This is a genomic window from Micromonospora sp. NPDC049679, from assembly GCF_040659735.1.
Classification (GTDB): domain Bacteria; phylum Actinomycetota; class Actinomycetes; order Mycobacteriales; family Micromonosporaceae; genus Micromonospora_I.
In genome coordinates, this window is record NZ_JBFANZ010000025.1 from 58093 (window position 1) to 84402 (window position 26310).

At 71.1% G+C, this 26310-nt stretch carries 24 protein-coding genes and 1 pseudogene; 12 read left to right on the plus strand and 13 right to left on the minus strand.

Translation table 11 applies throughout. From position 1 onward, the window contains the following. Window positions 1–784: 784 nt before the first annotated feature. The gene (locus tag AB0J06_RS17745; protein WP_357429729.1) at window positions 785–2659 is read left to right on the plus strand and encodes an adenylyl cyclase; all 1875 of its coding nucleotides are present in this window, start codon (window positions 785–787) and stop codon (window positions 2657–2659) included. An 849-nt stretch (window positions 2660–3508) separates the two neighbouring features. Here the strand turns inward: AB0J06_RS17745 and AB0J06_RS17750 are convergent. Beyond that, window positions 3509–4132 carry a hypothetical protein gene (locus AB0J06_RS17750; protein ID WP_357429731.1) on the minus strand — a complete coding sequence of 208 codons (624 nt, stop codon included), beginning with the start codon at window positions 4130–4132 and terminating at the stop codon, window positions 3509–3511. Window positions 4133–4256: 124 nt separating this feature from the next. On the opposite strand from AB0J06_RS17750, the gene AB0J06_RS17755 reads away from it, so the two are divergent. Next, the gene (locus AB0J06_RS17755; protein WP_357429781.1) at window positions 4257–4598 is read left to right on the plus strand and encodes a VOC family protein; all 342 of its coding nucleotides are present in this window, start codon (window positions 4257–4259) and stop codon (window positions 4596–4598) included. Between the two features lie 111 nt (window positions 4599–4709). Here the strand turns inward: AB0J06_RS17755 and metH are convergent, their stop codons facing one another. Beyond that, entirely contained in the window at window positions 4710–8225 is a 3516-nt protein-coding gene (gene metH, locus AB0J06_RS17760) for a methionine synthase (protein ID WP_357429733.1), read from the minus strand. Window positions 8226–8487: 262 nt separating this feature from the next. Here metH and AB0J06_RS17765 point away from each other — a divergent pair, with 262 nt between their 5' ends. From AB0J06_RS17765 to AB0J06_RS17775, 3 genes are all read left to right on the plus strand, one after another. Beyond that, on the plus strand, window positions 8488–9357 hold the full coding sequence (locus tag AB0J06_RS17765) for a PAC2 family protein (protein ID WP_357429735.1): 870 nt from the start codon (window positions 8488–8490) through the stop codon (window positions 9355–9357). Between the two features lie 128 nt (window positions 9358–9485). After that, window positions 9486–10277: a GntR family transcriptional regulator gene (locus tag AB0J06_RS17770; RefSeq protein WP_357429737.1), complete on the plus strand. Its 792-nt coding sequence runs from the start codon at window positions 9486–9488 to the stop codon at window positions 10275–10277. A gap of 129 nt (window positions 10278–10406) precedes the next feature. After that, a complete protein-coding gene (locus AB0J06_RS17775) occupies window positions 10407–10598 on the plus strand; it encodes a hypothetical protein (protein ID WP_357429739.1) in 192 nt (63 codons plus the stop codon). An 87-nt stretch (window positions 10599–10685) separates the two neighbouring features. Here AB0J06_RS17775 and mshC read toward each other — a convergent pair whose 3' ends face one another. The 6 genes from mshC to AB0J06_RS17805 form a co-directional block, all read right to left on the minus strand. Further along, on the minus strand, window positions 10686–11924 hold the full coding sequence (mshC, locus tag AB0J06_RS17780; protein WP_357429741.1) for a cysteine--1-D-myo-inosityl 2-amino-2-deoxy-alpha-D-glucopyranoside ligase: 1239 nt from the start codon (window positions 11922–11924) through the stop codon (window positions 10686–10688). Window positions 11925–12044: 120 nt separating this feature from the next. After that, window positions 12045–12860 carry an SCO1664 family protein gene (locus AB0J06_RS17785; RefSeq protein ID WP_357429743.1) on the minus strand — a complete coding sequence of 272 codons (816 nt, stop codon included), beginning with the start codon at window positions 12858–12860 and terminating at the stop codon, window positions 12045–12047. Between the two features lie 7 nt (window positions 12861–12867). Further along, window positions 12868–13446, minus strand: a complete 579-nt coding sequence (locus tag AB0J06_RS17790) for a DUF3090 domain-containing protein (RefSeq protein ID WP_357429746.1) — start codon at window positions 13444–13446, stop codon at window positions 12868–12870. Window positions 13447–13567: 121 nt separating this feature from the next. After that, window positions 13568–14287: an MSMEG_4193 family putative phosphomutase gene (locus tag AB0J06_RS17795; RefSeq protein WP_357429748.1), complete on the minus strand. Its 720-nt coding sequence runs from the start codon at window positions 14285–14287 to the stop codon at window positions 13568–13570. A 72-nt stretch (window positions 14288–14359) separates the two neighbouring features. After that, window positions 14360–15193 (minus strand): undecaprenyl-diphosphate phosphatase, encoded by an 834-nt coding sequence (locus AB0J06_RS17800; protein ID WP_357429783.1) that lies wholly within the window; start codon window positions 15191–15193, stop codon window positions 14360–14362. Between the two features lie 5 nt (window positions 15194–15198). Next, the gene (locus tag AB0J06_RS17805; protein WP_357429750.1) at window positions 15199–16251 is read right to left on the minus strand and encodes an LLM class F420-dependent oxidoreductase; all 1053 of its coding nucleotides are present in this window, start codon (window positions 16249–16251) and stop codon (window positions 15199–15201) included. Between the two features lie 208 nt (window positions 16252–16459). Here AB0J06_RS17805 and AB0J06_RS17810 point away from each other — a divergent pair, with 208 nt between their 5' ends. Both AB0J06_RS17810 and AB0J06_RS17815 read left to right on the plus strand, forming a co-directional pair. After that, window positions 16460–17431: an aldo/keto reductase gene (locus AB0J06_RS17810; protein ID WP_357429752.1), complete on the plus strand. Its 972-nt coding sequence runs from the start codon at window positions 16460–16462 to the stop codon at window positions 17429–17431. Between the two features lie 138 nt (window positions 17432–17569). After that, a complete protein-coding gene (locus AB0J06_RS17815) occupies window positions 17570–17761 on the plus strand; it encodes a DUF5703 family protein (RefSeq protein ID WP_357429754.1) in 192 nt (63 codons plus the stop codon). Window positions 17762–17765: 4 nt separating this feature from the next. Here AB0J06_RS17815 and AB0J06_RS17820 read toward each other — a convergent pair whose 3' ends face one another. Beyond that, window positions 17766–18428: a hypothetical protein gene (locus tag AB0J06_RS17820; RefSeq protein ID WP_357429756.1), complete on the minus strand. Its 663-nt coding sequence runs from the start codon at window positions 18426–18428 to the stop codon at window positions 17766–17768. A 66-nt stretch (window positions 18429–18494) separates the two neighbouring features. Next, the gene (locus AB0J06_RS17825; RefSeq protein WP_357429758.1) at window positions 18495–19823 is read right to left on the minus strand and encodes a M20/M25/M40 family metallo-hydrolase; all 1329 of its coding nucleotides are present in this window, start codon (window positions 19821–19823) and stop codon (window positions 18495–18497) included. A 155-nt stretch (window positions 19824–19978) separates the two neighbouring features. Between AB0J06_RS17825 and AB0J06_RS17830 the strand changes: the two genes are divergently transcribed. From AB0J06_RS17830 to AB0J06_RS17845, 4 genes are all read left to right on the plus strand, one after another. Further along, the gene (locus tag AB0J06_RS17830) at window positions 19979–20611 is read left to right on the plus strand and encodes a hemerythrin domain-containing protein (protein ID WP_357429760.1); all 633 of its coding nucleotides are present in this window, start codon (window positions 19979–19981) and stop codon (window positions 20609–20611) included. A gap of 45 nt (window positions 20612–20656) precedes the next feature. Continuing rightward, the gene (locus AB0J06_RS17835) at window positions 20657–21313 is read left to right on the plus strand and encodes a ThuA domain-containing protein (RefSeq protein WP_357429762.1); all 657 of its coding nucleotides are present in this window, start codon (window positions 20657–20659) and stop codon (window positions 21311–21313) included. 94 nt (window positions 21314–21407) lie between these two features. Then, on the plus strand, window positions 21408–22394 hold the full coding sequence (locus AB0J06_RS17840; RefSeq protein ID WP_357429765.1) for a LysR family transcriptional regulator: 987 nt from the start codon (window positions 21408–21410) through the stop codon (window positions 22392–22394). Window positions 22395–22500: 106 nt separating this feature from the next. After that, window positions 22501–22746 (plus strand): hypothetical protein, encoded by a 246-nt coding sequence (locus AB0J06_RS17845; protein ID WP_357429767.1) that lies wholly within the window; start codon window positions 22501–22503, stop codon window positions 22744–22746. Between the two features lie 75 nt (window positions 22747–22821). Here AB0J06_RS17845 and AB0J06_RS17850 read toward each other — a convergent pair. The 3 genes and pseudogenes from AB0J06_RS17850 to AB0J06_RS17860 all read right to left on the minus strand — a co-directional run. Continuing rightward, window positions 22822–23163: pseudogene (locus tag AB0J06_RS17850) on the minus strand (DUF3140 domain-containing protein); the annotation flags it as partial. Window positions 23164–23189: 26 nt separating this feature from the next. Continuing rightward, window positions 23190–23387, minus strand: a complete 198-nt coding sequence (locus AB0J06_RS17855) for a hypothetical protein (protein ID WP_357429769.1) — start codon at window positions 23385–23387, stop codon at window positions 23190–23192. Window positions 23388–23401: 14 nt separating this feature from the next. Continuing rightward, window positions 23402–25981 (minus strand): ATP-dependent Clp protease ATP-binding subunit, encoded by a 2580-nt coding sequence (locus tag AB0J06_RS17860; RefSeq protein ID WP_357429771.1) that lies wholly within the window; start codon window positions 25979–25981, stop codon window positions 23402–23404. Between the two features lie 105 nt (window positions 25982–26086). Between AB0J06_RS17860 and AB0J06_RS17865 the strand changes: the two genes are divergently transcribed. Next, window positions 26087–26257 carry a hypothetical protein gene (locus AB0J06_RS17865; protein ID WP_357429773.1) on the plus strand — a complete coding sequence of 57 codons (171 nt, stop codon included), beginning with the start codon at window positions 26087–26089 and terminating at the stop codon, window positions 26255–26257. The last annotated feature ends 53 nt before the right edge of the window (window positions 26258–26310 follow it).

Consider the following 26310-nt stretch of genomic DNA (forward strand, 5'->3'; position numbering starts at 1 on the left):
ATGGATGGACGGGGACGTCGGTCTACATCGATCACAGTCGACAGGCGGCTACCTCGACCCGCGCCGGCCCGAACCGCGACGACTCACGCGTTCAGCCATGGCCCATAATCCATTATGAAGCTGACACGTTGGCGTTCGCCAATTGCTTTTCAGCGCCGCGAAACCCATTCTTGCCGCTTGACAGAAGCCGACCGCAGCCACGAGGACCCGCGCCTTATCCGGCGTCCCTGTCCGTGAGGGCTGCTCGGTGTCGTCCGATCTGAGGACCGGCCGTGACTTCAGCGCGCAGGGACACATCGGAGGACCAGTTCGGACGCTTCTCGATATCCTCCGGGAACGGAACGCGACCGCCGACCGGATCCGATGGTGATCGAGGGAGACGCGGCCGAGGGCGTCGCGGCGCTCGAATAGGACTATGGGCCGGAGCTGCAGGTACGGCGCAGCGGAAACCTGGTCCAGACGCTGCTGCGCCACAACCCGCGGCCGGCGGAGCAGGTCGCCGGCCGCGCTCGCCCTGACACCACCAAAAATCAAGCTCCACGGCCATGGCGTGCGGCTGATTTGCACGGTAGAAACATCTGAACCCCTTCCTACACCGCGTGATACAAGTGCGGCGGGCGAGAGAGCGCTCTCACCGCTGGTCTCCATCCACCGTCCGAAAGGGCAGGTCGATGACGGCCGTGAGTGACCCGCGCACGAGCGCCCCCGTGCGTCCGTCGAAGCACCTCCCTACAACGGTCGCTGCGTCCGGAGCACGTCCCGGCCAGCGGAGAGGACGAACCGTATGACCACCCAGTCCCCTGGCGTACGAGGGCGACTCGGCCGGGCGCTCATGCTCGGTCTGGTGCTGACGACCGCCGTCACCGCGACGGGCACGGCCGCCACCGCCGGTCCCCCGCGGCACGGCACGCCGGAGTTCGGGCCCAACGTCACCATCTTCGACCCGAGCATGCCGGTCAGCGAGATCCAGGCGACGCTCGACGCGACGCACACCAAGCAGGTCAACAACGAAATGGGCACCGAGCGGTACGCCTACTTGTTCAAGCCGGGCACCTACGGCACCGCGGACCAGCCGCTGCAGATCAAGGCCGGCTACTACACCGAGATCGCCGGTCTGGGCGCCTCCCCCACCGACGTCACCATCAACGGCAAGGTCGAGGTCTACAACCGCTGCCTCACCGATGGCGGCACGAGCAACTGCCTCGCGCTCGTCAACTTCTGGCGCACCCTGTCCAACCTGTCGATCAACATCAACGCCGCCGGCCAGGACGGCTGCCGATCGACGGCGAACTTCTGGGCCGTGTCCCAGGCGGTGTCGATGCGCCGCGTCGACATCACCGGCGGCGGTCTGTCGCTCATGGACTACTGCACCGCGGGCCCGCAGTACGCCAGCGGTGGCTTCATCGCCGACTCGCGGCTGCCCTCCATCACCAACGGCTCCCAGCAACAGTGGCTGACCCGCAACAGCGAGATCGACGGCTGGTCGAACGGCGTGTGGAACCAGGTCTTCGCGGGCGTCGTCGGCGCTCCCGACGACGCCGGCTTCCCGACCCCGCCGTACACGACGCTCGACACCAACCCTCTGAGCCGGGAGAAGCCGTACCTGTTCGTCGACGCGAAGGGCAGGTACAACGTCCGGGTGCCCACCGCACAGCGCAACAGCAGCGGCGTCTCCTGGGGCGACGGCCTGACGCCGGGCCGGACCATCCCCATCCACGACTTCTTCGTCGCCAAGCCGTCCGACTCGGTGCACGTCATCAACGCCCAGCTCGCGCGCGGCAAGCACCTGCTGCTCACGCCCGGCGTGTACGACATCGCGCGCAGCATCGAGGTCCGGCGCCCCGACACGGTCGTCCTCGGCCTGGGGCACGCCACCCTTACCGCCGTGAACGGCTCCATCCCGCTGGACGTCACCGGGGTCCCCGGCGTGGTCGTGGCCGGGGTGACGATCGACGCCGGCCTCAAGGAGTCGCCGGTCCTCCTGCGCGTGGGCAACAGGCACGGCCGCAACGTCAGCACCCCGGACAACCCGACGACCCTGTCCGATGTGTACTTCCGCGTCGGCGGCCCCCACATCGGCAAGACGAACATCGCTCTCGAGGTCAACAGCGACCACGTGCTCATCGACCACACCTGGGTCTGGCGCGGCGACCACGGCGTCGAGGGCTTCACCCGTGGCGTCAATGGCGACACCGATCGCTGGAACACCAACACCGGTCGCTACGGCGCCGTCATCAACGGCGACCACGTGACGGCGACCGGCCTGTTCGTCGAGCACTTCCAGCGGTACAACACGGTCTGGAACGGTGAGCACGGCACGACGGTCCTGTACCAGAACGAACTGCCGTACGACCCGCCGACGCAGGCCGAGTGGATGAACGGCAAGACCAAGGGCTGGGCCGGCTACAAGGTCGACGAGCGGGTGAAGCACCACACCCTCTACGGCGGCGGCGTGTACGTCTTCAACCAGAACAACCCGTCGATCCACACGGGGAACGGCTTCGAGGTCCCCGTGACGCCGGGCGTCACGCTGCACCACATCATGACCGTGAACCTCAGCGCCGGCACGATCGACCACGTGGTCAACGGCGTGGGTGAGCCGGCCGACACGACCCGGGTCGGCGTGCCGGTCTACGTCGCCGAGTACCCGATCCCGTAACGCGCACCCCGCACGATCGAGGTGGGCCGGCGCACGCCAATGCTCCGGCCCACCATGGCGACGCATCAGCAGCAACCGCGACCGTTCACCCATGACCGCAACCGGCCCCGAACGCGGATCACGTACTGCCTCCACCTGCCGGGACCGCGACCAGCTCCCCACCTGGTTCCGGCAATCTCCTCATGCCACGTGACCTCAGCTCACGGCGAGCCGGCTGCTCCTGGTTGCGTCAGCCGCCACGGCTACGTGAGCGCGCCGCGCTGGCTCCCGTACGTGCTGTGCTCGTCGACAGGACCGACGCTCGCGCTGCCGCATGGTGCCGTTGTCGTGGTCCTCACCGCGTCGACCGTACTAGCTGGTCATCTCCGCTGCACAGGATGGCTCCCAGCCGTGACGTCCTGCGCCGCGAACTGTCCCGACGACTGCCCACCTCGACCGAGTGACGGCCTCCCGCGTCTCTTGGCGGCGCCGCTCCCGGAGGCGGACAGCATTAGGTCGTAGCGGTCGTCGTCGAAGCCGCGGCACCTGTCATCAGCGCGGAAAGCTGGCGAGCCTTGTACGTCCCTCGGCCCGATCCAGGGTAATAGTTCCACGGAAAGGACGTGACGCGGTTGCCGAGGGCGGCGAAGTGCGGGGCGGCACTGCGACGGTCTCCGGCCACCGTCCAGGCGTAGGCGAAGCTGCTGTGTGCCTGCACCCAACCGAGTGCCGGCCGATATGCGGGGTGCCCCACGGATCGTGCGACAGCCTGACGCAACTGCTCACGTACCTCGGGCTGCTTCATGTATCGGGACGCCGAGGCCTCCGCCCGCGCCCGCTCAATGTGCGCCTCGGCCACCACGGCGGCGTTCAGTGCGCCCACCGGGGCCTGCTCGGCGCACTGCTGAGCGAAAGCGTGCACCTGCGGGAACGATCCGCCCCACTTGGGACAGAGCTGTTGCAGCAGTTCCAGCTGCGCGGTGACCGGGTCGGGACGCGCCACGGCGGCCCGGTTGTAGCGTTGCCGCGCTTCGGCGAGTCCCAGTTGGAGGCCGCGGGCGATGCGAACCTCGTCGTCCACGCCGCGACGTTGCCCGGCTCCGCCGTGACCACATCCCCGAGCAGGTTGTCGGCCCGGGCGAGAAAGTCGTGGAACTGGGCGAACTGTCCGCGGCTCACGCTGCTCGCTCGGCGGGCCGTGCGCGCCTCCCAACCCATGACCACCCACCGGGCGCCGAGCAGGGTCGCCGCCAGGGTCGAGTGCGCCGGGCCACCGCCGGCGCTTTCCAGGAACTTCTCCACGCCCCGCAGCTCCGCCACCATCCCCACCGCCACGCTGGGGTCGTGCTCGATGGACAACTCGGCGAAGAACCGGGTCACCCCCGGCCAGTCCTGCGAGCGCATCGCCTGACGTAGCGGACGCAGCTGCGGGTAGTGATCGGCTCGGGACATCGTCGGTACGCCGAACAGGGTGGACGCCTTCACGGGAAGCACGGAGGAGAGCATAGGCACTGATGGCGGAGGCTGCTGTCCCGTGACGGTGGCGAGAAACCGGCGTGAGCCGGCCTGCCTCGGATCGACAACGTCGCGGTCGCTGCGGCAGGCTGCATACGTGGCGATGGAACTGCTTTTCGCGCAAGTGGCGGTCGGGGCGTTCGCCGACGCAGTCGAGTGGTACGGCCGGTTGTTCGGGCGCGCCGCGGACGTGGTTGTCAACGACCACGAGGTGATGTGGCGAGTTGCCGACACCGGCTGGCTGTACGTCATAGAAGACGACTCGCGCGCCGGCAACGGCCTGGTCACCATCTCTGTGTCGGATCTGGATGAGGTGGTGACCGACCTGGAAGCGCGCGGCATCAGCAGTGGCCGCATCGAGACGATCGGCGACGCCGGGCGTAAGGCCATTGTGACCGACCCCGACGGCAACTCCATCGCGCTCATCCAGATTGCCGCTACGTAGCGCCGACTACGGTCGTTCAGCCCATGGGCGCAACGCACACTGCAGCACTTGCTCCCGACTGGCCCGCTCGCATCGGCCGGCTGCCGGCCCAGGTCAGAGGCGCTGCGTCTGCTACTTGGCGTTGAAGTAGTTGGCGTCCGGGTGGTGCACCACGATCGCGTCGGTGGCCTGTTCCGGCACGAGCTGAAACTCCTCCGACAGCTGCACGCCGATCCGCTCCGCGCCGAGCAGCTCGACCACCTTGGCCCGGTCCTCCAGGTCGGGGCAGGCCGGGTAGCCGAACGCGTACCGGCAGCCGCGGTAGTCGTTGCGCAACAGCCCGGCCAGGTCCGCCGGATCGTCCTGCGCGACCGTACGGCCCGTCGGCAGCACCAGCTCGCTCCGGACCCGGCGGTGCCAGTATTCGGCCAGCGCCTCGGTCAGCTGCACGGAGAGACCGTGCACCTCCAGGTAATCGCGGTATTCGTTGCGGGCGAACATCTTCGCGGTGTATTCGCTGATCGGCTGTCCCACGGTGACCAGCTGCAGCGCCACCACGTCGAGCTTCTCCCCCTTCGGGGCGAAGAAGTCGGCGAGGCAGAGCCGCCGCTCCTGGCGCTGCCGAGGAAAGGTGAACCGCGCCCGTTCGGTGTGGCCGTTCTCGTCGAGCACGACGAGGTCGTTCCCCTCCGAGTAGGCCGGGTAGTACCCGTAGACGACGGCGGCCTCGAGGACCTTGTCGGCGGTGAGCCGGTCGAGCCAGTAGCGCAGTCGCGGCCGGCCCTCGGTCTCCACCAGTTCCTCGTACGAGGGTCCACCGCCGCCGCGGGCGCCGCGCAGCCCCCACTGGCCGAGGAAGGTAGCCCGCTCGTCGAGCAGGCTGGCGTAGTCGGCGAGCGGGATGCCCTTGATCACCCGCGTGCCGAAGAAGGGCGGCGTCGGGATGTCGACGTCGCGGGCCACGTCGGAGCGGACGGAGGCGTCATGGAGGTCGGGCAGCGCCTCGGTGACCAGCGCCCGCTGACGTTCCCGGCGGGCCCGGCGGGCCGCGAGGGCCGCCTCGCGCTCCGGGTCGATGACGGCGCCGCCACCGCGCTTGGCGGTCATCACCTTGTCCATCAGGGACAGTCCCTCGAAGGCGTCGCGGGCGTAGTGCACCTGGCCATCGAAGATCGACCGCAGGTCGTCCTCGACGTAGGCCCGGGTCAGCGCCGCTCCGCCGAGCAGCACCGGCCACCGGTCGGCGACGCCGCGCGAGGCCATCTCCGCCAGGTTTTCCTTCATGATGACGGTGCTCTTGACGAGGAGGCCGGACATGCCGATCGCGTCGGCGTTGTGCTGATCGGCCGCGTCGAGGATCGCGCTGATCGGCTGCTTGATGCCGATGTTGACGACCTCGTAGCCGTTGTTGGACAGGATGATGTCCACCAGGTTCTTGCCGATGTCGTGCACGTCACCCTTCACGGTGGCGAGCACGATGCGCCCCTTGCCGGCGTCGTCGGCCTTGTCCATGTGCGGTTCCAGGTACGCGACCGCGGTCTTCATCACCTCGGCGGACTGCAGCACGAACGGCAACTGCATCTGACCGGAGCCGAAGAGCTCGCCGACCACCTTCATGCCGTCGAGCAGGGTGTCGTTGATGATCGACAGGGCCGAGCGGTCGGCCAGCGCGGCGTCAAGGTCGGCCTCCAGGCCGTTGCGCTCGCCGTCGATGATGCGCCGCTTGAGCCGCTCGTCGAGCGGCAGGGCGGCGAGCTCCTCGGCGCGCGTCGCCCGGGCCGAGGCGATGTCGACGCCCTCGAAGAGTTCGAGGAAGCGGTGCACCGGGTCGTACCCCTCGCGGCGCCGGTCGTAGACCAGGTCCAGGGCGACCTCGCGCTGCTCCTCGGGGATCTTCGACATCGGCAGGATCTTGCTGGCGTGCACGATGGCACTGGTCAGCCCGGCCTGGACGCACTCGTGCAGGAAGACCGAGTTGAGCACCTGCCGGGCGGCGGGATTGAGGCCGAAGGACACATTGGACACGCCAAGGGTGAAGTTCACCCCGGGATAGCGCCGGGCGATCTCCCGGATCGCCTCGATCGTCTCCAGCCCGTCGCGCCGGGTCTCCTCCTGCCCGGTGGCGATCGGGAAGGTCAACGCGTCGACCATGATGTCGCCGATGTCCAGCCCCCACCGCCCCGTGAGGTCCTCGATGAGCCGCGCCGCGACCCGCACCTTCCACTCGGCCGTACGCGCCTGCCCCTCCTCGTCGATGGTCAGCGCCACCACGGCCGCGCCGTGCTCCTTGACGATCGGCATGACCCGCGCGTAGCGCGACCCGGGGCCGTCGCCGTCCTCGAAGTTGACCGAGTTGACCACGCAGCGCCCGCCGAGCATCTCCAGCCCGGCCTCGATCACCTGCGGCTCCGTGGAGTCGAGCATGATCGGCAGGGTGGAGGCCGTGGCGAACCGGCCGGCCAGCTCACGCATGTCCCGGGTGCCGTCGCGCCCCACGTAGTCCACGCAGAGGTCGAGCAGATGCGAACCGTCCCGCGCCTGGCTGCGCGCCGTCTCGACGCAGGCCTGCCAGTCGCCGGCGAGCATCGCCTCGCGGAACGCCTTGGACCCGTTGGCGTTGGTCCGCTCCCCCACCATCAGCACGCTGGCGTCCTGAGCGAACGGGACGTGGTGGTAGATCGAGGCGACGCCGGGTTCGGTCACCGGCTCGCGGGGCGTCGGGGTCGTGCCGTGCAGCCGCTCGACAACGGCCTGGATGTGCGCGGGGGTGGTGCCGCAGCAGCCGCCGACCAGCGAGACGCCGTACTCCGTGACGAACCGCTCGAGCGCCTCGGCCAACTCGTCCGGGGTGAGCGGGTAGTACGCGCCGTCCGCGGTGAGCTGGGGCAACCCGGCGTTGGGCATCACCGAGAGCGGCACCCGGGCGTGCTGCGCCAGGTAGCGCAGGTGCTCGGTCATCTCCGCCGGACCGGTGGCGCAGTTGAGGCCGATGAGGTCGATGCCGAGCGGCTCCAGCGCGGTGAGCGCCGCGCCGATCTCACTGCCGAGCAGCATCGTGCCGGTCGTCTCGACGGTGACGTGGCAGATCACCGGCACCGTGCGCCCGGCCTCGACCATGGCCCGGCGGGCGCCGACCACGGCCGCCTTGGTCTGCAGCAGATCCTGGCAGGTCTCGATGATGAGCGCGTCGACGCCGCCGATGATCAGACCGGCGGCGTTGTCGAGGTAGGCCTGCCGCAGGGTGGCGTACGGGGCGTGGCCGAGGGTGGGCAGCTTGGTGCCCGGCCCCACCGAGCCGAGGACGAACCGCGGCCGCTCCGGTGTGGACCAGTGGTCGGCCGACTGCCGGGCGATCCGGGCGCCGGACTCGGAGAGCTCACGGATGCGGTGCGGGATGTCGTACTCGCCGAGGTTGCTGAGGTTGGCCCCGAACGTGTTCGTCTCCACGCAGTCGGCGCCGGCCGCGAAATAGGCGTCGTGCACCGACCGGACAACCTCCGGCCGGGTGACGTTGAGGATCTCGTTGCAGCCCTCGAGCCCTTGAAAGTCCTCGTCCACGGAGAGCTCCGCGGCCTGCAGCATCGTGCCCATCGCGCCGTCGGCGATGAGGATGCGGTCGGCGAGCGCGTCAAGCAGGGAAGTCGGCACTCTCACAGGCTAGTAGCCCGATCCGCCGGGGCCGAGTCGATAGACGGCCGCTCCCACATTCTGTGACCGGCGTCGCGCTCCCGCCCGCCCGGACGACGGCCGCCGGCGTGGCACGCGGCGCTTTGCGGGCGCAACGCCGCCAGCACGCCCTGGTGGGGGGAGAGGACGGCGCGGCCACCGGGACGCATCCCGATCAGCCACGTAGGCTGAGGGACGTGAGGGACGAAAGGCTTACCGTGACCACCCGCCGCAAGGAGACGTCGTGAGCGAGTTCGACGGGCTGCCGGTGCTGCGCTCGCCCGTGGCGATCGCGGCGTTCGAGGGGTGGAATGACGCGGCTGACGCGTCGACGGCCGCGGTGGAACACCTCGAGCAGGTGTGGCAGGCGCGGGAGGTGGCCGCGCTGGACCCGGAGGACTTCTATGACTTCCAGGTGAGCCGGCCGACGATCACCATGGCCGACGGGGAGACGCGGCGCGTCGAATGGCCGACGACCCGCTTCATGGTGGCGAGCCCGGAGGGCACCGACCGCGACGTGGTGCTGATCCGCGGCATCGAGCCGAGCATGCGCTGGCGCACCTTCTGCGAGCAGGTGCTGGAGGTCTGCCACAGCCTGGAGGTCAACCGCGTCGTGCTGCTCGGCGCGCTTCTCGCCGACGTGCCGTACACCCGACCCCTGCCGATCAGCGGCAGCGCCTCGGACAAGGACGCGGCCGAGCGCCACCAGCTGGTGCCGACGCGGTACGACGGCCCGACCGGCATCGTCGGGGTGCTGCAGGACGCGTGCAACCGCGCCGAGGTGGACGCGCTCTCGTTCTGGGTGCACGTGCCGCACTACGCCAACAATCCGCCCTGCCCCAAGGCGACCCTCGCGCTGCTGCACCGGGTCGAGGATGTGCTCGACCTACCGGTGCCGACCGCGGACCTGGCCGAGGAGGCCGCCGAGTGGGAGCAGCGGGTGCGGACGGCGGCGGAGCAGGACGCCGAGCTGGGTGAATATGTGCGCGAGCTCGAAGAGCGGGTGGGCGACGAAGGCATCCAGCCGCTGACCGGCGACGAGATCGCGCAGGAGTTCGAGAAGTACCTCCGCCGCCGCGGCGGCTCGGCCGGCCCCACCGCCGGCTCCTGGTAGGTCGCACGACCGCTTTTCATGGCCCGTCGACGTGGTACGTCGACGGGCCATTGCGCGTGTCGCGTCCGGCGCGGTCACACCCCGTACGGCATCCTAGGAACCTAGGTGCGAGGAACGGAGGTCGACCCTTGACGATCAACCCCGGTGCCGCCGAGGTGCCCCACCGGCAGATCGCCGCCCAGCTGACCGCCCAGATCCGGCGCGGCGACTGGGCGCCCGGCGAACGGCTCCCCTCCATTCCGGCGATCGCCGAGATGTACGGGGTGGCGAAGCAGACCGTTCAGCGCTCGATCGACCAGCTGCGGGTCGAGGGGCTGCTGATCACCAAGCCGGGCTCCGGGACGTACGTCCGGGGTACCCGGCGGCGGCTCAACCGGCTCTCCCGGGGCCGCTACGGCGGACATCGCGGCTACCACGCGGACCTCGCCGCCCGCTACCGCCAGCACCTGGCCCAGGTCGGACGGGCGCCCGCCCCGCCGGAGGTCGCCGACGCGTTCGGGGTCACCGACGGCACCGAGCTCGTCGTGCGCCGCCACATCGTGCGCACCGAGGACGTGCCGGTCGAGGTGGGCGCGTCCTGGTTCCGGGTCGCCGACGCGGCCGGTACGTCGCTGGAGCGGATGGAGTCGTTCGGGCGCCCGCTCTATCAGGAGGCCGAAGAGGTGATCGGGCGAGCGTACGTCTCGGCCAGCGACACGATCAGCGCCCGGCAGCCCAGCCGCGAGGAGTCGGAGCTGCTGCAGATCCGCCCGGACACGCCCGTGCTGCACCTGCTGCACGTGGCCTACGACGCCGCGCACAAGCCGATCGAAGTGGCCCAGGCGACCTGGCCCGGCCCGATGACGACACTGACGGAGCAGTACAAGATCCCCGGCCCGCAGCCCGAGCCGGACCCCGACCCCGGACTGGTGCTCGGCTAGCGCGGCGGCCAGCTGAGTCGACCTCGCGGCTACCCGGTCATGACGCTACGGCCATTGGTTTGGCGCGGGCGTGCGCGGGTAGGCCGGGCCACCGGAGCTGTCGAATTCGCGTGGAGACGGAGGCCGACCGTGGCACAGGAGAACGAGCCCCGGGGACGGAAGCCCGAACGCGGCGCGGCCGAGGAGGCTGCGGGAGTTCCCCTGACCGACACGGAAGCGCGCGCCAACACGCGGCCACCGAGCAAGCCGGAGAACCCCGGCCGGGGCGACGGCGAGGAGCGGGGAGGCAAGCCGGAGGCGGGTCCGCGGCAGGGCCGTTAGCGCCCGGCCGGCGGCTCGTCCGGCGGCCGCGCGTCAGATCCGGGCAACCGTCCCGATGCGCCGAGGTCCGCGTCGGGACGCGCGGGGTCAGAGACGGACGCCGAGGAGCGCGTCGACCGTGGCGGCCATCAGCGCGGGCGCGGCACCGTCGTCGCCGGAGCCGGAGAGGGTCACGTCGGCCCACGCGTCGACCAACGCCAACGCGCCCGGGGTGTCGAGATCGTCGGCGAGCCGGCCACGTACCGCGGTGAGCAGATCGGCGCCGGACGGCCCGGCGGCGGCGGCCGCCGCCTCCCGCCAGCGCGCCAGCCGCTGCTGCGCGGTCTTGAGCACGTCATCGGTCCACTGCCGGTCGGTCCGGTAGTGGTCGGCGACGAGCGCGAGGCGCAGTGCCATCGGGTCCACCCCGTCGGCGCGCAGGCGGGAGACGAAGACGAGGTTCCCCTTCGACTTCGACATCTTCTCGCCGTCCAGGCCGATCATGCCGGCGTGCACGTAGTGCCGCGCGAACGGCGCCTTGCCGGTCAGCCGCTCGGCATGCGCGGCGGAGCACTCGTGATGCGGGAAGAGCAGGTCGTTGCCGCCGCCCTGCACATCGATCGTGTCGCCGAGCAGGCCGAGCGCGATCACCGCGCACTCGATGTGCCAGCCGGGCCGCCCCGGACCGAGCTGCCCGCCGTCCCAGGCCGGCTCGCCGTCGCGGGCGCCGCGCCACAGCAGCGGGTCGAGCGCGTCGCGCTTGCCGGCCCGGTCCGGGTCCCCGCCGCGCTCGGCGAAGAAGGCGAGCATCTGCTCGCGGGAGAGGTTGGACTCGTAGCCGAAGTTCGGCGCCGCCGTGATGTCGAAGTAGACGTCGCCCGTGCCGTCGTCGAGCCGGTAGGCGGCCCCGTCGTCGAGCAGGACGCACACCTTTCCGGCGATCGCCGGGATCGACTCGACCGCGCCGACGTAGTGCGCCGGCGGGATCATCCGCAGCGCCTCCATGTCCTCGCGGAACAGCGCCGTCTCCCGCATCGCCAGCACGACCCAGTCCTCGCCGTCGCGCTGTGCGCGCTCCAGCAGCGGATCGTCGATGTCGGTGACGTTCTGCACGTACGTGACGGCGTGGCCGCCGTCGCGCCACATCCGCTGCGTCAGGTCGAACGTGATCATGGTGGCGGCGTGCCCCAGATGCGTCGCGTCGTAGGGCGTGATGCCGCAGACGTACATCGTCGCCGTGCCGCTCGGCCGGGTCGGGTGGACGGCGCGACGCGCCGAGTCGAACAACGCGAGCGGCTGGCCCGTGCCGGGCAGCCGCGGCACCTGGTGCCCGGTCCAAGACTCCATGACCGCCAGCCTATCCAGCGACGGCCGGTCGGGGAGCCGACCGGGAGGTGATCAAGCCGACAGCGGCCGCCCGGCGCGGTGACGCCGGTGCGGTGACGCCGGTGCGGTGACCGGGGCGGGTCAGATCGGTGGCCAGGGCATCGCCGGCCACTCCTGCGGCGGCGGCGGGAACTCGCGGGTGGCGTGCAGCCGGCGGATCCGCGATCCGACCTGGTGCACCTCGGCGGCGGTGAGGTGCACGGCGAGCTCCTCCCCCAGCGTTCCGTCGAGCGCCTCGGCGAGCCGCTCCAGCACCTCGACCGCCTCGTCCGGGAGCTGCTGCTCGGACCAGCCCCACAGCACGGTGCGCAGCTTGTCCTCGACGTGGAAGGAGACGCCGTGGTCCACGCCGTAGACCCGCTCGTGCGGCCCCATCAGCAGGTGCCCGCCCTTGCGGTCGGCGTTGTTGATGACCGCGTCGAAGACGACCATCCGGGCCAGCCGGGGGTCGTCGGCGTGCGCCAGGGTGTACGGCCGGCCGTCCTCGCCCTGCGCAGCCGCGATCCGGAACCATCCGGTGGGCAGCTCGTCGGCCGGCACGAAGCCGACCAGCGGGTCCGCGTCGTCGGGCTCGTCGATCCAGAGCTGGCAGGCGCCCGGCCCGAGCGGACCGTCGCGCAGCACCGTAGGGGGCACGATCCCCCACCCGGTGGCCCGCGACACCAGGTAGGCGCTGACCTCGCGGCCGGCCAGGGTGCCGTCGGGGAAGTCCCAGAGCGGCCGCTCGCCGCGGACCGGCTTGTAGACGCAGCGGGCGGTCACGCCGTCGAGGGTCAGGAAGGCGCGCAGCGTGGTGTTGGAGGCGTCGACGAGTCGCCCCTCCAACTCAACGGCGCCGCGTTGCAGCAGCCGCAGGGCGTCATTCTCGTCGAGCAACGGTTGCAGACCCGAGGTCACGTGGCGCTCAGCGATGGTAGCCGTTGTGGCGCGGGCAGAGGTGGCCGGCGGGGTCGAGCGGCTGGCCGCAGAGCGGGCAGGGGGGACGCCCCGCCGCGACGACGCGGCGGGCCCGGTCGATGAATCCGCGGACAGCCCCGGGGGTGAGGCGCACGCGCAGCCGGTCGAGGTCGTCGTCGGGCGCCTCCTCCGGCTCCTCTTCCTCCTCGGCGCTCTCCTCCAGCTCGACCTCGGCTTCGGCCTCACCCGCGGCGATCGCCTCGATCACCACGGTGGCGGTGTCGACGTCGAAGGCGAGGCCGAGCGTGCCGACCCGGAACTCCTCGTCGACGGGCGTGTCCAGCGGGTCGTTGTCCGACGGCGTCGGCGCCGTCTCGGGCAGCTCCACGCCGAACCGGCGCTGCGCCTCGGTGAGCAGCTCCTCGAGCTTCTCCGCCAACAGCGACACCTGGACCTTCTCCAACGCCACGCTGACGAGCCGGCCGCCGCCCCGCGCCTGCAGAAAGAAGGTCCGCTCCCCCGGCGCACCCACGGTCCCGGCGACGAACCGCTCGGGCGGCTCGAAGGCGTGTACCTGGTGGGTCATACCCACGACCCTATCCGGCCGTGAACTGAGCCGCGCAACGCACCGACCCCAATCCTCGCGCCGGGCGCTCTCGGGCGATCCATCCCGACCTGTCCGCTACCGCCAGCGGGACAATCAACACCTATCGTGACGGCCCCTTGTCGCCGCCGCTGCCGCCGCCCCCGCCCACCGCGGCGTCCGAGTCGGCCGGCCGGGGGCGGCGCGACCGGCGCGGCTTCGGCGTGATCAATCCAGCGAGGTCACCACCGATGTCGTTGAGCCGCAGCAGGAACGGCCGGGTCGGGGTGTAGCGGATCACCGTCAGCGACGCCGGATCGGCCACGATCCGCTGAAAAAGATCAAGGTGTACGCCGAGCGCGTCCGCGACGATCGCCTTGATCACATCGCCGTGGCTGCAGGCCAGCCAGATCGCCTCCGGACCGTGCTCGGCCTCGACCCGTGCGTCCCACCGCCGCACCGCCGCCACCGCCCGGGCCGACATCGCCGCCATCGATTCGCCGTCGGGAAAGACCGCGGCGCTCGGGTGCTGCTGCACGACCGGCCAGAGGGGGTCCTTCGCCAGCGTCTTGAGCGGCTGGCCCTCCCAGGCGCCGTAGCCGCACTCGATCAGCCCGTCCTCGACGGTCGGCGCCACCTGCGGCAACGCCAGCTCCAACGTCTGCCGGCAACGGATCAACGGGCTGGTCACCACCGCCGCCAGCGGCATCGCGCGGAGCCGTTCGCCGACCGCGCTCGCCTGCGCGCGACCGGTGTCGTCGAGCTCGACCGGTCGGCGGCCGGCGAGGCCGCCGTCGGCGTTGGCGGCGGTGCGCCCGTGTCGCAGAAGCAGAAGGGTTGCCACTCCGCCAGCCTACGGGCTGTGCCGGGCCCGGTCCGGGCCCGGCACAGCCCGCCAGAAGATCGGCGGCAGCCGCTAGGTGGCGGAGATGGTCCCGGTCATCAGCAGAGCGATCACCAGGCTGCCCAGCGCCACCCGGTAGAGCACGAACGCGTACAGGCTGTGATGAGCGACGTAGCGCAGCAGCCAGGCGATGGCCGCGTAGCCGACGCCGAAGGCGATCACGGTGGCCACGATCATCTGCGCGCCGCTCGGAATCGACCCGCCGCCGCTGGTGTCGAAGACATCCGGGAGGCTGAACACCCCCGACATCACCACCGCCGGAATGGCCAGCAGGAACGAGAAACGCGCCGCCGCCTCGCGGGTCAGGTTGAGCAGGAGCCCCGCGGTCAGCGTGCCACCCGATCGGGAGACCCCGGGGATCACCGCCAGCGCCTGGGCGAAGCCCATCACCACGCTGTCGCGCATGGTCAGCCGCTCCAGGGTGCGGGTCTGCCGCCCCCAGTACTCGGCGAAGGCCAGGATGAAGGCGAAGACGATCAGGACGACCGCGGTCACCCAGAGGTTGCGGGCGGCGCCGCGGATCATGTCCTTGAGGAGCAGCCCGATCACCCCGATCGGGATGGAGCCGACAATGACGTACCAGCCCATCCGGTAGTCGTGGCTGCTCCGTACCGATTTGTCCCAGAGCCCCACGACCCAGGTCTTCGCGATCCGCCAGATGTCCTTGGCGAAGTAGAGCAGCACCGCGGCCTCGGTGCCGAGCTGGGTGACCGCGGTGAAGGAGGCGCCGGCGTCGTTTTCGAAGAAGATCGCCGAGGTGATCCGCAGGTGTGCCGACGAGCTGATCGGCAGGAACTCGGTGAGCCCCTGCACGATGCCGAGGACGACCGCCTCGATCCAGCCCATCTGGTTCATTCGCCGACCCCGGACAGGTCCAGCGCCTCCGCAACCGTCCGCAGTGTCTGGGCGCCACTGTCGACATCGGCGGCGAAGAGCGTCACCGACAGGGTGGTGACCCCGGCCTCGGCGTACTCGCGCAGCCGGTCGGCGATGCGCTCCTTCGGCCCGAGCAGCGACGTGCGGTCGATGAACTCCAGCGGCACCGCCGCGGCCGCGTCGCGCTGCTTCCCCGCCAGGTAGAGCTCCTGCACCTCGTGGGCCGCGTCGCCGTAGCCCATCCGGGTCGCGAGCTGGTTGTAGAAGTTCTTCTCCCGGCTGCCCATGCCACCGACGTAGAGCGCCGCGTACCAGCGGACCAGCTCCGCGCAGCTGGCGACATCGTCACCCACCACCACCGGAACGCTGGGCACCACGTCGAAGCCGGCCAGCTCCTTGCCGGCCTTCGCCCGGCCGGCGCGCACCGCCGCGAGCTGCTCCTGCGCGAACTCCGGCGCGTAGAAGATGGCCAGCCAGCCATCGGCGATCTCACCGGCGAGTTCGAGGTTCTTCGGGCCGACGGCAGCGAGGTAGATCGGAATCTCCTCGCGCTGCGGATGGAAGCCCAGTCGCAGCGCCTTGCCCGGGCCGTCGGGCAACGGCAACGTGTAGTGCGCGCCGTCGTACTCGACCTGCTTGCGGCCGATGGCGAGCTTGACGATGTCCACATACTCCCGCGTGCGCGCCAGGGGCTTGGCGAAGCGCACCCCGTGCCAGCCCTCGGAGACCTGCGGACCCGAGACGCCGAGCCCGAGCCGGAACCGGCCGCCGGAGAGGGTGTCGATCGTCGCGGCGGTCATCGCCGTCGCCGCGGGCGTGCGCGCCGGAATCTGCATCACCGCCGCACCCAGATCGATGCGCTGGGTCTGCCCCGCCATCCAGGCCAGCATGCTCGGCGAATCCGAGCCGTACGCTTCGGCCGCCCAGACCACCGAGTAGCCCAGTCGGTCGGCTTCCTGTGCCAGCGCGAGGTGGCTGGCGGGCGTGCTCCACGCCGTCTGATATCCGAGGCTGAGTCCGAGTCGCACTGATCCTCCCCCATCAAGGCGGCGACGGGACCGGCTCCGCGACAGCGGTCCCGGACGCCACGAGTCGCACCAGAGGTTACGCAATGGCGCAGGAGCACCCGATCACCGGTCGGGCAACGCGCCGGAACTCGGGCCATCTGCGCGGATGATCCAACGCTTGACCGGTGCGAGGATATCGGTACGGCGATGTTCTGAATAAGGTTCACCCATGCAACAGCGACCGCTCGGCCGAAGCGGGCTGGCGGTTTCCCGGCTCGCGCTCGGCACCATGACGTGGGGCCGGGACACCGACGCCGACGACGCGGCCGCGCAGTTGAAGAGCTACCTCGACGCCGGCGGCAACCTCGTCGACACCGCCGACGTCTACGGCGACGGGGACGCCGAGGCCGTCATCGGATCGCTGCTCGGCACCCTGGTGCCCCGCGACGACCTGCTCATCGCGACCAAGGCGGGGTTGCGGCCGGGGGCCGGCCGGCGACGCGACGGCTCCCGCGGACATCTGTTGCGCACCCTGGACGCCTCCCTGCGCCGCCTCGGCGCCGACCATGTCGACCTGTGGCAGGTGCACGGCTACGACCCGGACACCCCGCTCGAGGAGACCCTCGCCGCGCTCGACCACGCCGTCACCAGCGGCCGCGTCCGCTACGTCGGGATCTCCAACTTCTCCGGCTGGCAGACGGCGCGCGCCGCCACCTGGCAGGCCGCCTATCCCGGCCGGGCACCGATCGTCGCGACCCAGATGGAGTACTCGCTGCTGGAGCGGGGCATCGAGCGGGAGGTGCTGCCCTCCTGCGCCGCGCTCGGGCTCGGCGTGCTGCCCTGGTCACCGCTGGGACGCGGCGTGCTCACCGGCAAATACCGGCACGGGCGCCCGGCCGACTCCCGCGCCGCCTCACCGCATTTCGAACGCTTCGTCGCCACCTACCTCGAACCGCGCTGCTCCGCGATCGTCGAGGCGGTCGCCACCGCCGCCGGCGGACTCGGTGTCTCACCCACGGAGGTGGCGCTGGCCTGGATCCGCGACCGGCCCGGCGTGGTCGCGCCGATCCTCGGCGCGCGGACGGTCGGGCAACTGCTCGGGGCGTTGCAGGTCGAACAGGTGACGCTGCCGGAGGAGATCACGCTGGCGCTCGACGACGTCTCCGCGGTGCCGGTCGGCTATCCCGAACGCGAGGGCTGACGGGCGCCGGTGCTGGACAGGGCGCCGCCCGTCGGCGCCGCGCCGGCCGGCGCGGTGCCGACGTGAGATACCTCAAATACCGTCCCACCTGCCCCGAGGGGTGGTGCCGGCGGCGCGGCCGCGGGCAGGATGGAACGCATGGACTACGAATACGCGCCGTTGCGGTTACCGCCGAATGTCGACCGGGTGACCGCAACAGCGCAACTGGCGATCCAGGCGGAGTTCTCCGGCTGGGAGCTGGCCCGGGTGCGACTGTTCCGTGACGGGACGCGGCAGGTGATGCTGCGCCGCCGGGTGGTGAACAAGTCGCAGCCGGGCCTCTCCTACTGAACGGTCAGGCCGGCTCGACATCGGCATCCACCGGCATGAACGGGTGCTCGTCGAGCCGGCCGACGAGCCGGTCGCCGGCGGCCGGCTGGAACGGTCCCGCGCTGTCGGTCTCCTCGAACGCCTCCAGGTCGAGCCGCGCGGCCACCTCGTGCACCATGACCACCCCGTCGAGCGGCTCCAGCTCCGGGATGTCGAGGGCGCCCAGCGAGCCGTCACCGGCCTGCAGCAGCTCCAGCACCGCCTCGCCGACGTTTTCGATCGCCTCGATCCCGCCTTCGTCCGGGGTCTCCTCGCGGCGTGCCGCCTCGGCGATCCGGATCAGCGCGGCGACGCTCGGCACCCGGTAGTCGCGCCGCTGCCGCACCGACACCACCTGCGGGTGCGGATCGCCCGGCTCGGCGCCGTCGGCCCCACCGAGCCCGACGCCGAAGCGCTCGTCGGCCTCGTCCGGGTCGATCGACTCGACGTCCCAGGGCGTCACCTCGCCGTACGCGTCGAGCAGCAGCTCGTCGTACTCGTAGGAGGCGTTGTTCAACGTGACGTACGCCTGCCAGACGTCGTCGTCATCGATCCGACCCTGGGCGCCCTTGACCGCGGCCAGATGCGCTCGGGCGGCCTCGGTCACCCGTTCCAGAGCGGCGTCCAACTCCGCGTGCTGGTCGGTCATGGTGTGGTGTTTCCCTTCGCCGATGGTGGTGGTGCGACCGCATGGCCCCGCCGGAGGTGGCCGGGGTCAGCTGTTCCGGAGGAAGCGGTCGAGCACCCGCACGCCGAACTGTAGTCCGTCGACCGGTACCCGCTCGTCAATGCCATGGAACAGCCCGGAGAAATTGAGATCGGCCGGAAGCCGCAGCGGCGCGAAGCCGAAACAACGGATACCGAGCCGGTCGAAGGCCTTCGCGTCGGTGCCTCCGGAGAGCATGTACGGCACCGCGCGGGCACCCGGATCCTCGGCCCGCAGCGCGGCCGCCATCGCGTCGACCAGCGCGCCGTCGAAGCCCGTCTCGATCGCCGGCTGTCGCTGGATGTGCTCGATCTCCAGGTCGGGACCGATCACCGCGCGGAGCTGCTCGAGGAAGAGTTCGGAGTTGCCGGGCAGGGTGCGGCAGTCGATGGTGGCGGTGGCCCGGCCGGGAATCACGTTGTCCTTGTAGCCGGCGTCGAGCCGGGTCGGGTTGGCGGTGTTGCGGATGGTCGCCCCGATGATGTTGGCGATCGGGCCCAGCTTCGCGATCGCGGTCTCCGGGTCGGCCGGGTCGAGCTCGATGCCGAGCAGCTCGGAGACCTCTTCGAGGAAAGCCCGCACGGTCGGGGTGACCACGACCGGGAACCGGTGCCGGCCGAGTCGGGCGACCGCTTCGGCGAGCGCGGTGACGGCGTTGTCGTCGTTCACCATCGAGCCGTGGCCGGGGCGGCCGCGGGCGTGCAGGCGCAACCAGTCGATGCCCTTCTCGGCGGTTTCGATCAGGTAGAGCCGCAGGTCGTTGTTGACCGTGTAGGAGAAGCCACCGACCTCGCCGATCGCTTCCGTGCAACCCTCGAACAGCTCCCGGTGCTCGGTGACCAGGAAGTGCGCGCCGTAGTCGCTCCCCGCCTCCTCGTCGGCGGTGAAGGCGAGCACGATGTCGCGCGGGGGGCGGACCCCGGTGCGCTGCCAGTCGCGCACGACGGCCAGGACCATCGCGTCGAAGTCCTTCATGTCGATCGCGCCGCGGCCCCACAGGTAACCGTCGCGCAGCTCGCCGGAGAACGGGTGCACCGACCATTCGTCGGGGTCGGCGGGGACGACGTCGAGGTGGCCGTGCACGAGCAGCGCGCCGCGGCTCGGGTCGGTGCCGGGGATCCGCGCCACCAGACTGGCCCGGCCGGGTGCCGACTCGTGGATGTCGGCGGCGATGCCGACCTCGGCGAGCTTGCCGGCCACGTACTCCGCGGCCACCCGCTCGCCGGCGCTGGTGGCGTTGTCGCCGGTGTTGGTGGTGTCGATGCGGAGCAGGTCGCGACAGAGCTCGACGACCTCGTCGGTCGGGGCCGGTTGCGGCGTGCGGGCGTGGCTGTCCATGCGGTTCTTCATACCAGTCCGGTCCGCGTCCGGGTCGACCCGGCGTTCAGGGGCGAGCGCGGGCCGGGAGCGGCGCCCGGCCCGCATCGACGTTTGCCACCGTGTCGGTGCGGGTAGAGGCGTCGGCGCCCGGCGAACCGATCGAGGGAGCGACCATGACCGTGCCATTGCCCCCGTTGCCACCGTCGTTCGGCGACTCCGACCTGGCGCACGACCCGGGTGGGCGAAGCGTCGTCGACATTCTTGCCGAGGAACACGGGCGGATCGCGGCGCTGTGCCGGGAGTTGACCGACGCGGCCGGGACCCCGGCGCACCGCGGCCAGACCGCGCAGGTGCTGACCGCGACGGTCGCGCGCCACCTCTCCGGCGAGGAGCAGTACTTCTACCCGACGGTGCGCGGGGCGCTGCCCGACGGCGCGCGCCTGGCCGATCAGGAGATCGCCGAGGACCGCGAGGTGTTGCGCACCCTCGAACAGTTGCAGGGCGCCGCGCCGGAGGATCCGGAGTTCGACCGGCTGGCCGAGGCGGTCGCGGCCCAACTCGACCGCCACCGGGACGTCGCCGCCCGGGACCTTTTCCCCGGTTTGCGCGGGACGCTCTCGACCGAGGACCTGAAGCGGCTGGGCAACCGGGTGGAGATCGCCGAGGAGGCGGCTCCGACCCGGCCGCACCCCGACACCCCCGCGACACCGCCGTGGAACAAGATCGTCGAGCCGGCGTTGGGGGTGGTGGACAAGGCGCGCGACATCATCGCCGGCCGCCCGACCTCACTGGACGATCTATCCTGACGACGCGGCCCGGAACGCCGACGCCGACCGGCGGGAGGTGCACCGATGCGTGACGCGATCGTGGTGCGGGGCGGGTGGGACGGGCACGCGCCGGTCGAGGCGACCGAGCGCTTCATCCCCTTCCTGCGGGCCAACGGCTTCGCCGTCGAGGTGCACCACTCACTCGAGGTCTATGCCGACGCCGACCGGATGGGCGCGGCGGATCTCGTGCTGCAGTCCTGGTCGGTCGGGAAGCTCAGCGACGCCGAGGCGGCGGGGCTGGACGCGGCCGTGCGCACCGGCACCGGTCTCGCGGGTTGGCACGGCGGCATCGTCGGGGCCTTCCACAACGAGCGCTATCAGCACCTGACCGGCGGGGTCTTCGTACACCATCCGGCCGGTTTCGTCGACCACACGCTCACCGTCGTGCCGACGCGGGCGGATCACCCGATTGTGACGGGGATCGGCCCGGTGCGGCTGCACACCGAGAAGTACTGGGTGCTCAGCGATCCGCTCAACGACGTCCTCGCGGAAGTGGTCTTCGACGCCGACGTCACGGCGCCGTGGCAGGGGCGGATCAGCATGCCGGCCGTCTGGACGCGGCGGTGGGGCGCCGGGCGGGTCTTCGTCTCGACGGTCGGACACAAAGTGGATGACCTTGACCTGCCTGACGTGCGCGCGATCACGGAGCGTGGCCTGTTGTGGGCAGCCCGTGAGCGATAAGTAACCGAACGGTTACCCACTTCTTCACACTTGGGGGATCTTTCACTGGCCGAAGGTCTTCCCGTCGATCCCATTCAGGTCCTACCGTCACGCTATGAACCTGGAGCTGCGGCACCTGAAGGTGGTTGTCGCCATCGCGGAAACGGGCAGCGTGACGAAGGCTGCCTCGCTGTTGGGGCTGGCTCAGCCGGCCCTCACCGCTCAGCTCCAGCGCATCGAGCGGACGCTGGGCGGCCCGCTGTTCGAGCGGGACCGCCGGGGGGCGCGACCGACCGCGCTCGGTGAGCTGGTGTTGGCGCGGGCGCGGGTGTTGCTACCGGCGATGAAGGGATTACAGGACGAGGCGGCGCGGCTCGCCGGCACCGGCACGGTGATGGACCGGTTCCGGCTCGGCGGCGTCAACAGCCCCATCCTCGGCGGCCTCGTGCACCGGCTCGCCGCCGACCAGCCCCACGCCCAGATCAGCACCTACGCCTCCTGGTACGTCGACGAACTCGCCCAGATGGTCCTCGGTGGACGGTTGGACTACGCGCTCTCGGGGGTCTGCGGCGACGCCGTGCCGTCGGCGGAGTTCGGCCTCTCCTGGCGGGCGGTCGCGATCGACGCTGTCTTCGTGATGCTGCCCGAGGCACACCCCCTCGCCGAACGGGACGAGGTCGACCTCGCGGATCTGGCCGAGGAACAGTGGGTGGCGGCGCCGGGCGACGGGTGCTTCGCGGACTGTTTCGCGGCCGCCTGCGCGCGCGCCGGCTTCACCCCCCGCAAGATGTACGAGACCGACATCCGCGGCTGCATCGACCTGGTCGAGGCGGGTGAGGCGGTCGCACTCTGCCAGGCCACCTTCCGGCCCGTCGCCGGTCTGGTCACCCGGCCGCTGGCCGGCGCCCCGCTGCGCTGGCGACTGCTGCTGGGGTGGCACCCGGAGACGCCCGCCGCCCGCCTCGCCGACCGCGTTCTGGCGCACGCGACCGGGGCGTACACGGATTCACTGGCCCGCAATCCCGGCTATCTGACCTGGCTCACGCGCAACCCGATGTTCGGCGCGCAACTCCCGCTCGACCTGGGGGTCGCCGTCCCGTGACGCGCGCGCCGGGTGGACGGCCCGTCCCGGCCCGCCACACGACACCCGGCGCAACCGACAGCCGCCCGCGGGTGCAAACGAGCGCGAACGGGGTACCGACTTCGGCATGACGGACACTGCACCCGCGGACGGGATCGACGACCGGGAAGCGGCCCGGCGGGCGGCCGCGGCGTACACCGCGGCCACCCGCGACCTCGAAGCGTTCCTGCGCCGGATCTCGCCGGTGCCGACGGCCGCCGAGATCGTCGAGTACGCGGCGCTGGTGGCGATCGAGGAGGCGCGACGGGGTGACCGGCAGGCCGCGCTCGACGCGCTCGGACTGACCGCGCCGAGCCTCGACACCCCGGACTGACCGCTACTTCCGGTGACCACCCCCGCCGCGGTGCATGCTCTCCTTGCTCCGCTCCGACCGTATGCTGTCCTTCGGTTCCTGCAGCGGGTCATGCCCCAGATCGAGCAGCGCCCGCCGCCAGCGATCGTCGCTGGGCCCGCTCGCGGGACGTCGTTCGAGCAGCGCCTGGATGTCCTCGATCGTCGCCGCCATCACCTCGATGTCGTCATTGGTCAGGTCGGACTTGCGCTTGCCGAGGATGGCCATGATGGCCCCGCCGCGGTTGTTGAGATTCATCTTCGGGTCCGAGAAGCCGTCCTCCCCCGACCCTTCCGTCATCAGCCAGACGCGCAGCTGCGCCGAGCTGACATTCACGCAGGCGTGGAATTCCTCCCAGAGCTGATCCACGTCGGGATCCGTACGGTATCGCCTGGCCATCGGCCATCCCCTTCCCCGCGCAGGTGTCAGTCCCGTCGCTCCGCCCGGTTCGGCGGCTCCGCGCCGTCGCGCCGGGTCAGCTGTCCCACCGGCTCGGTCAGCACGTCCTCCCCCGGCTGCGGCGGCGGCATCTGGTCCACCTGCGGGTCACGCCGGCTCGGCGGCCGCATCAACACGTCGTCGGTCTTGCCGGACTTCTCCTGGTTCTCTTCGGGCAGGTTCATCCGTACCTCTCCTCTCATCGCCCTGCCGTCGCGGTGGCCGGGGTACGCCGCGACTGGCCATCGGAGACGCTGAAGACCAGCCGTCCGTCGCGCGCGTCGATCCGGACGCACTGCCCCGACGACAGACTTCCCGCCAGCACCATCCGGGAGAGCTCGTTGTCCACCTCGCGCTGGATGGTGCGCCGCATCGGCCGGGCGCCGAACTCGGGCTGGTGGCCATGTTCGGCGATCCAGTCCGCCGCCGCTTCGGTGATCTCCACGGCGATGTCCTGGGCGTGCAGCCGGCGCCGCGTCTCCTCGAGCAGCAGCTCCGTGATCTGGCGCAGCTGCTCGCGCTCCAGCTGGCGGAAGATGATGATCTCGTCGATCCGGTTGACGAACTCCGGGCGGAAGTAGTCCTGCAGCCGCTTCATCAGCTTCTCCCGCAGGTCACGTGCCGCGGCCGCCGCGTCCTCCTTCTCCTTCCCGTCCCCGTCCCCGTCGCCGCCGAAGCCGAACGCGCGCCGGGGTCCGGCGGTGATCAGTTCGGAACCCACGTTGCTCGTCATGATCATGACGGCGTTGCGGAAGTTCACCGTCCGCCCCTGGCTGTCCGTGAGCCGCCCGTCGTCGAGCACCTGGAGCAGGATGTTGAACACGTCGGGATGCGCCTTCTCGATCTCGTCGAGCAACACCACCGCGTACGGGCGGCGGCGCACCGCCTCGGTCAACTGACCGGCCTCCTCGTACCCGACGTACCCCGGCGGCGCCCCGACCATCCGGCTCACGGTGTGCCGTTCCTGGAATTCGCTCATGTCCAGCCGGATCATCCGGTCCTCGTCGCCGAAGAGCGAGGCGGCGAGCGCCCGGGCCAGCTCGGTCTTGCCGACCCCCGTCGGCCCGAGGAAGAGGAAGCTGCCGACGGGTCGGTCGGGGTCGCCCAGCCCCGCACGGGAGCGGCGGACCGCCTCGGCGACCGCGCTCACCGCCTCGTCCTGGCCGACCACCCGCTCGTGCAGCTGTCCCTCCAGCCGCAGCAGCCGCTCCCGTTCCTCCTCGGTGAGCTGGCTGACCGGGATCCCGGTGGCCCGCGAGACGACCTCGGCGATCTGCGGCAGGTCGACCTTCGGCACGGACAGCCCGCCGTCGCCGCCGCGCGCCTCGTCGATCCGGGAGCGCGTCTCGTTCATCCGGTCCCGCAGCGCCGAGGCCCGCTCGTACTGTTCGTCGGCGACCGCCTGGTCCTTGTCCCGGTGCAGCTGCTCGAGCTGGCGCTCCAGGTCGCGGACGTTCGCCGCCGGTGTGCGGTTGCGCAGCCGCACCCGGGCGCCGGCCTGGTCGATCAGGTCGATCGCCTTGTCCGGCAGGAACCGGTCGGTGATGTAGCGGTCGGCGAGCTCCGCCGCGGCCACCAGCGCCTCGTCCGTGAAGCGGACCTGGTGGTGCGCCTCGTAGCGGTCGCGCAGCCCGCGCAGGATCGACACCGTGTCGTCGACGGTCGGCTCGGGCACGAGGACGGGCTGGAACCGGCGGGCCAGTGCCGCGTCCTTCTCGATGCTCTTGCGGTATTCGTTGAGGGTGGTCGCGCCGACGACCCGCAACTGACCTCGGGCGAGCGCCGGCTTGAGCATGTTGCTCGCGTCCATCGAGCCCTCACCACCGCCGCCGCCGGCCCCCACCACCGTGTGCAGCTCATCGATGAAGACGATCAGCTCCTCGCTGTGCGCGCTGATCTCGTCGATCACCTTCTTCAGCCGCTCCTCGAAGTCGCCGCGGTAGCGGGTGCCGGCGACCAGCCCGGTGATGTCGAGCTGGATCACCCGCTTGCCGAGCAGCGTCTGCGGCGCGTCCCCCTCGATGATGCGCTGGGCGAGCCCTTCGACGATCGCCGTCTTGCCGACGCCGGCCTCCCCGATCAGGACCGGGTTGTTCTTCGTGCGACGGGAGAGGATCTCCACCGCCTGCTCGATCTCGTCGCTCCGGCCGATCACCGGGTCGATGGAGCCCTGGCGCGCGCATTCGGTCAGGTCCTGGCCGTACTGGTCGAGAGTGGGGGTGCCGTGGTCCGGTTCCGGGACGGGGCCGCCGCCCCGCTCGGCGCTGGCCGACTGCAACGACTGGGGTTCCAGGCGGCTCGCGGCGAGCATGCGGCCGGCGGCCGACTCCCGGTTGAGCGCCAGGGCCATCAGGATGTGCTCCGGCCCGATGTAGGTGGCGCCGGTGGCGCGGGAGAGCTGATGCGCTTCGAGCAGCGCCCGCTTCGCGGCGGGGGTGAGCGTCATGTTCAGCGGCACGTCGCCGGCGGCGCCGCCGGGGCCGCCGAGATCGGCGAGGAGCGCATCGGGGTCGGCGCCCGCGCGGCGGATGAGTTCGCGCAACGGCTGCCGCTGCAGCGCCGCCCACAGCAGGTGGTCGGTGTCGAGGTCGGAGCTGCCCGATCGGGCCGCCCGCCGGGCCGCGTCGATGAGCAGCTCGCGGGCGTCCGCGCTCATCAGCCGGGTGATGTCGACCCGGTTCACGGGCAGGCGCGGTTCACCACCGGAGAGGAACCGGGCCAACAGCTCTTCCCAGGGGTCCCCACCCCGGCCTCCCGCTCCGAACGCCCCGCTGCTCATCCTCTGCTCCCCTCACGGGCCCGGTCGTCGCCGGCAACTGCTCGCATGTCGGCTGGCTACCCGGGCGATGCCCGGACAAACGTTGATCGGTGGGAGGCTGGAGCCGTGCATGCCATCCCGTTACTCGTCGTCGACGCGGCCAACGTCGTGGGTTCCCGACCGGACGGGTGGTGGCGGGACCGCGCCGGAGCGACCGTGCGGCTGCGCGACGCGTTGCGGCCGGTGGCGCGGGCCGGGCTGCCCGGGCTGCCGTCCCGTTCTCCCTCGACGGCATGACGACCGGCGCCACGCCCTCGTCGGTCTCCCACGGGTTGTCGTTGTCCCAGCGT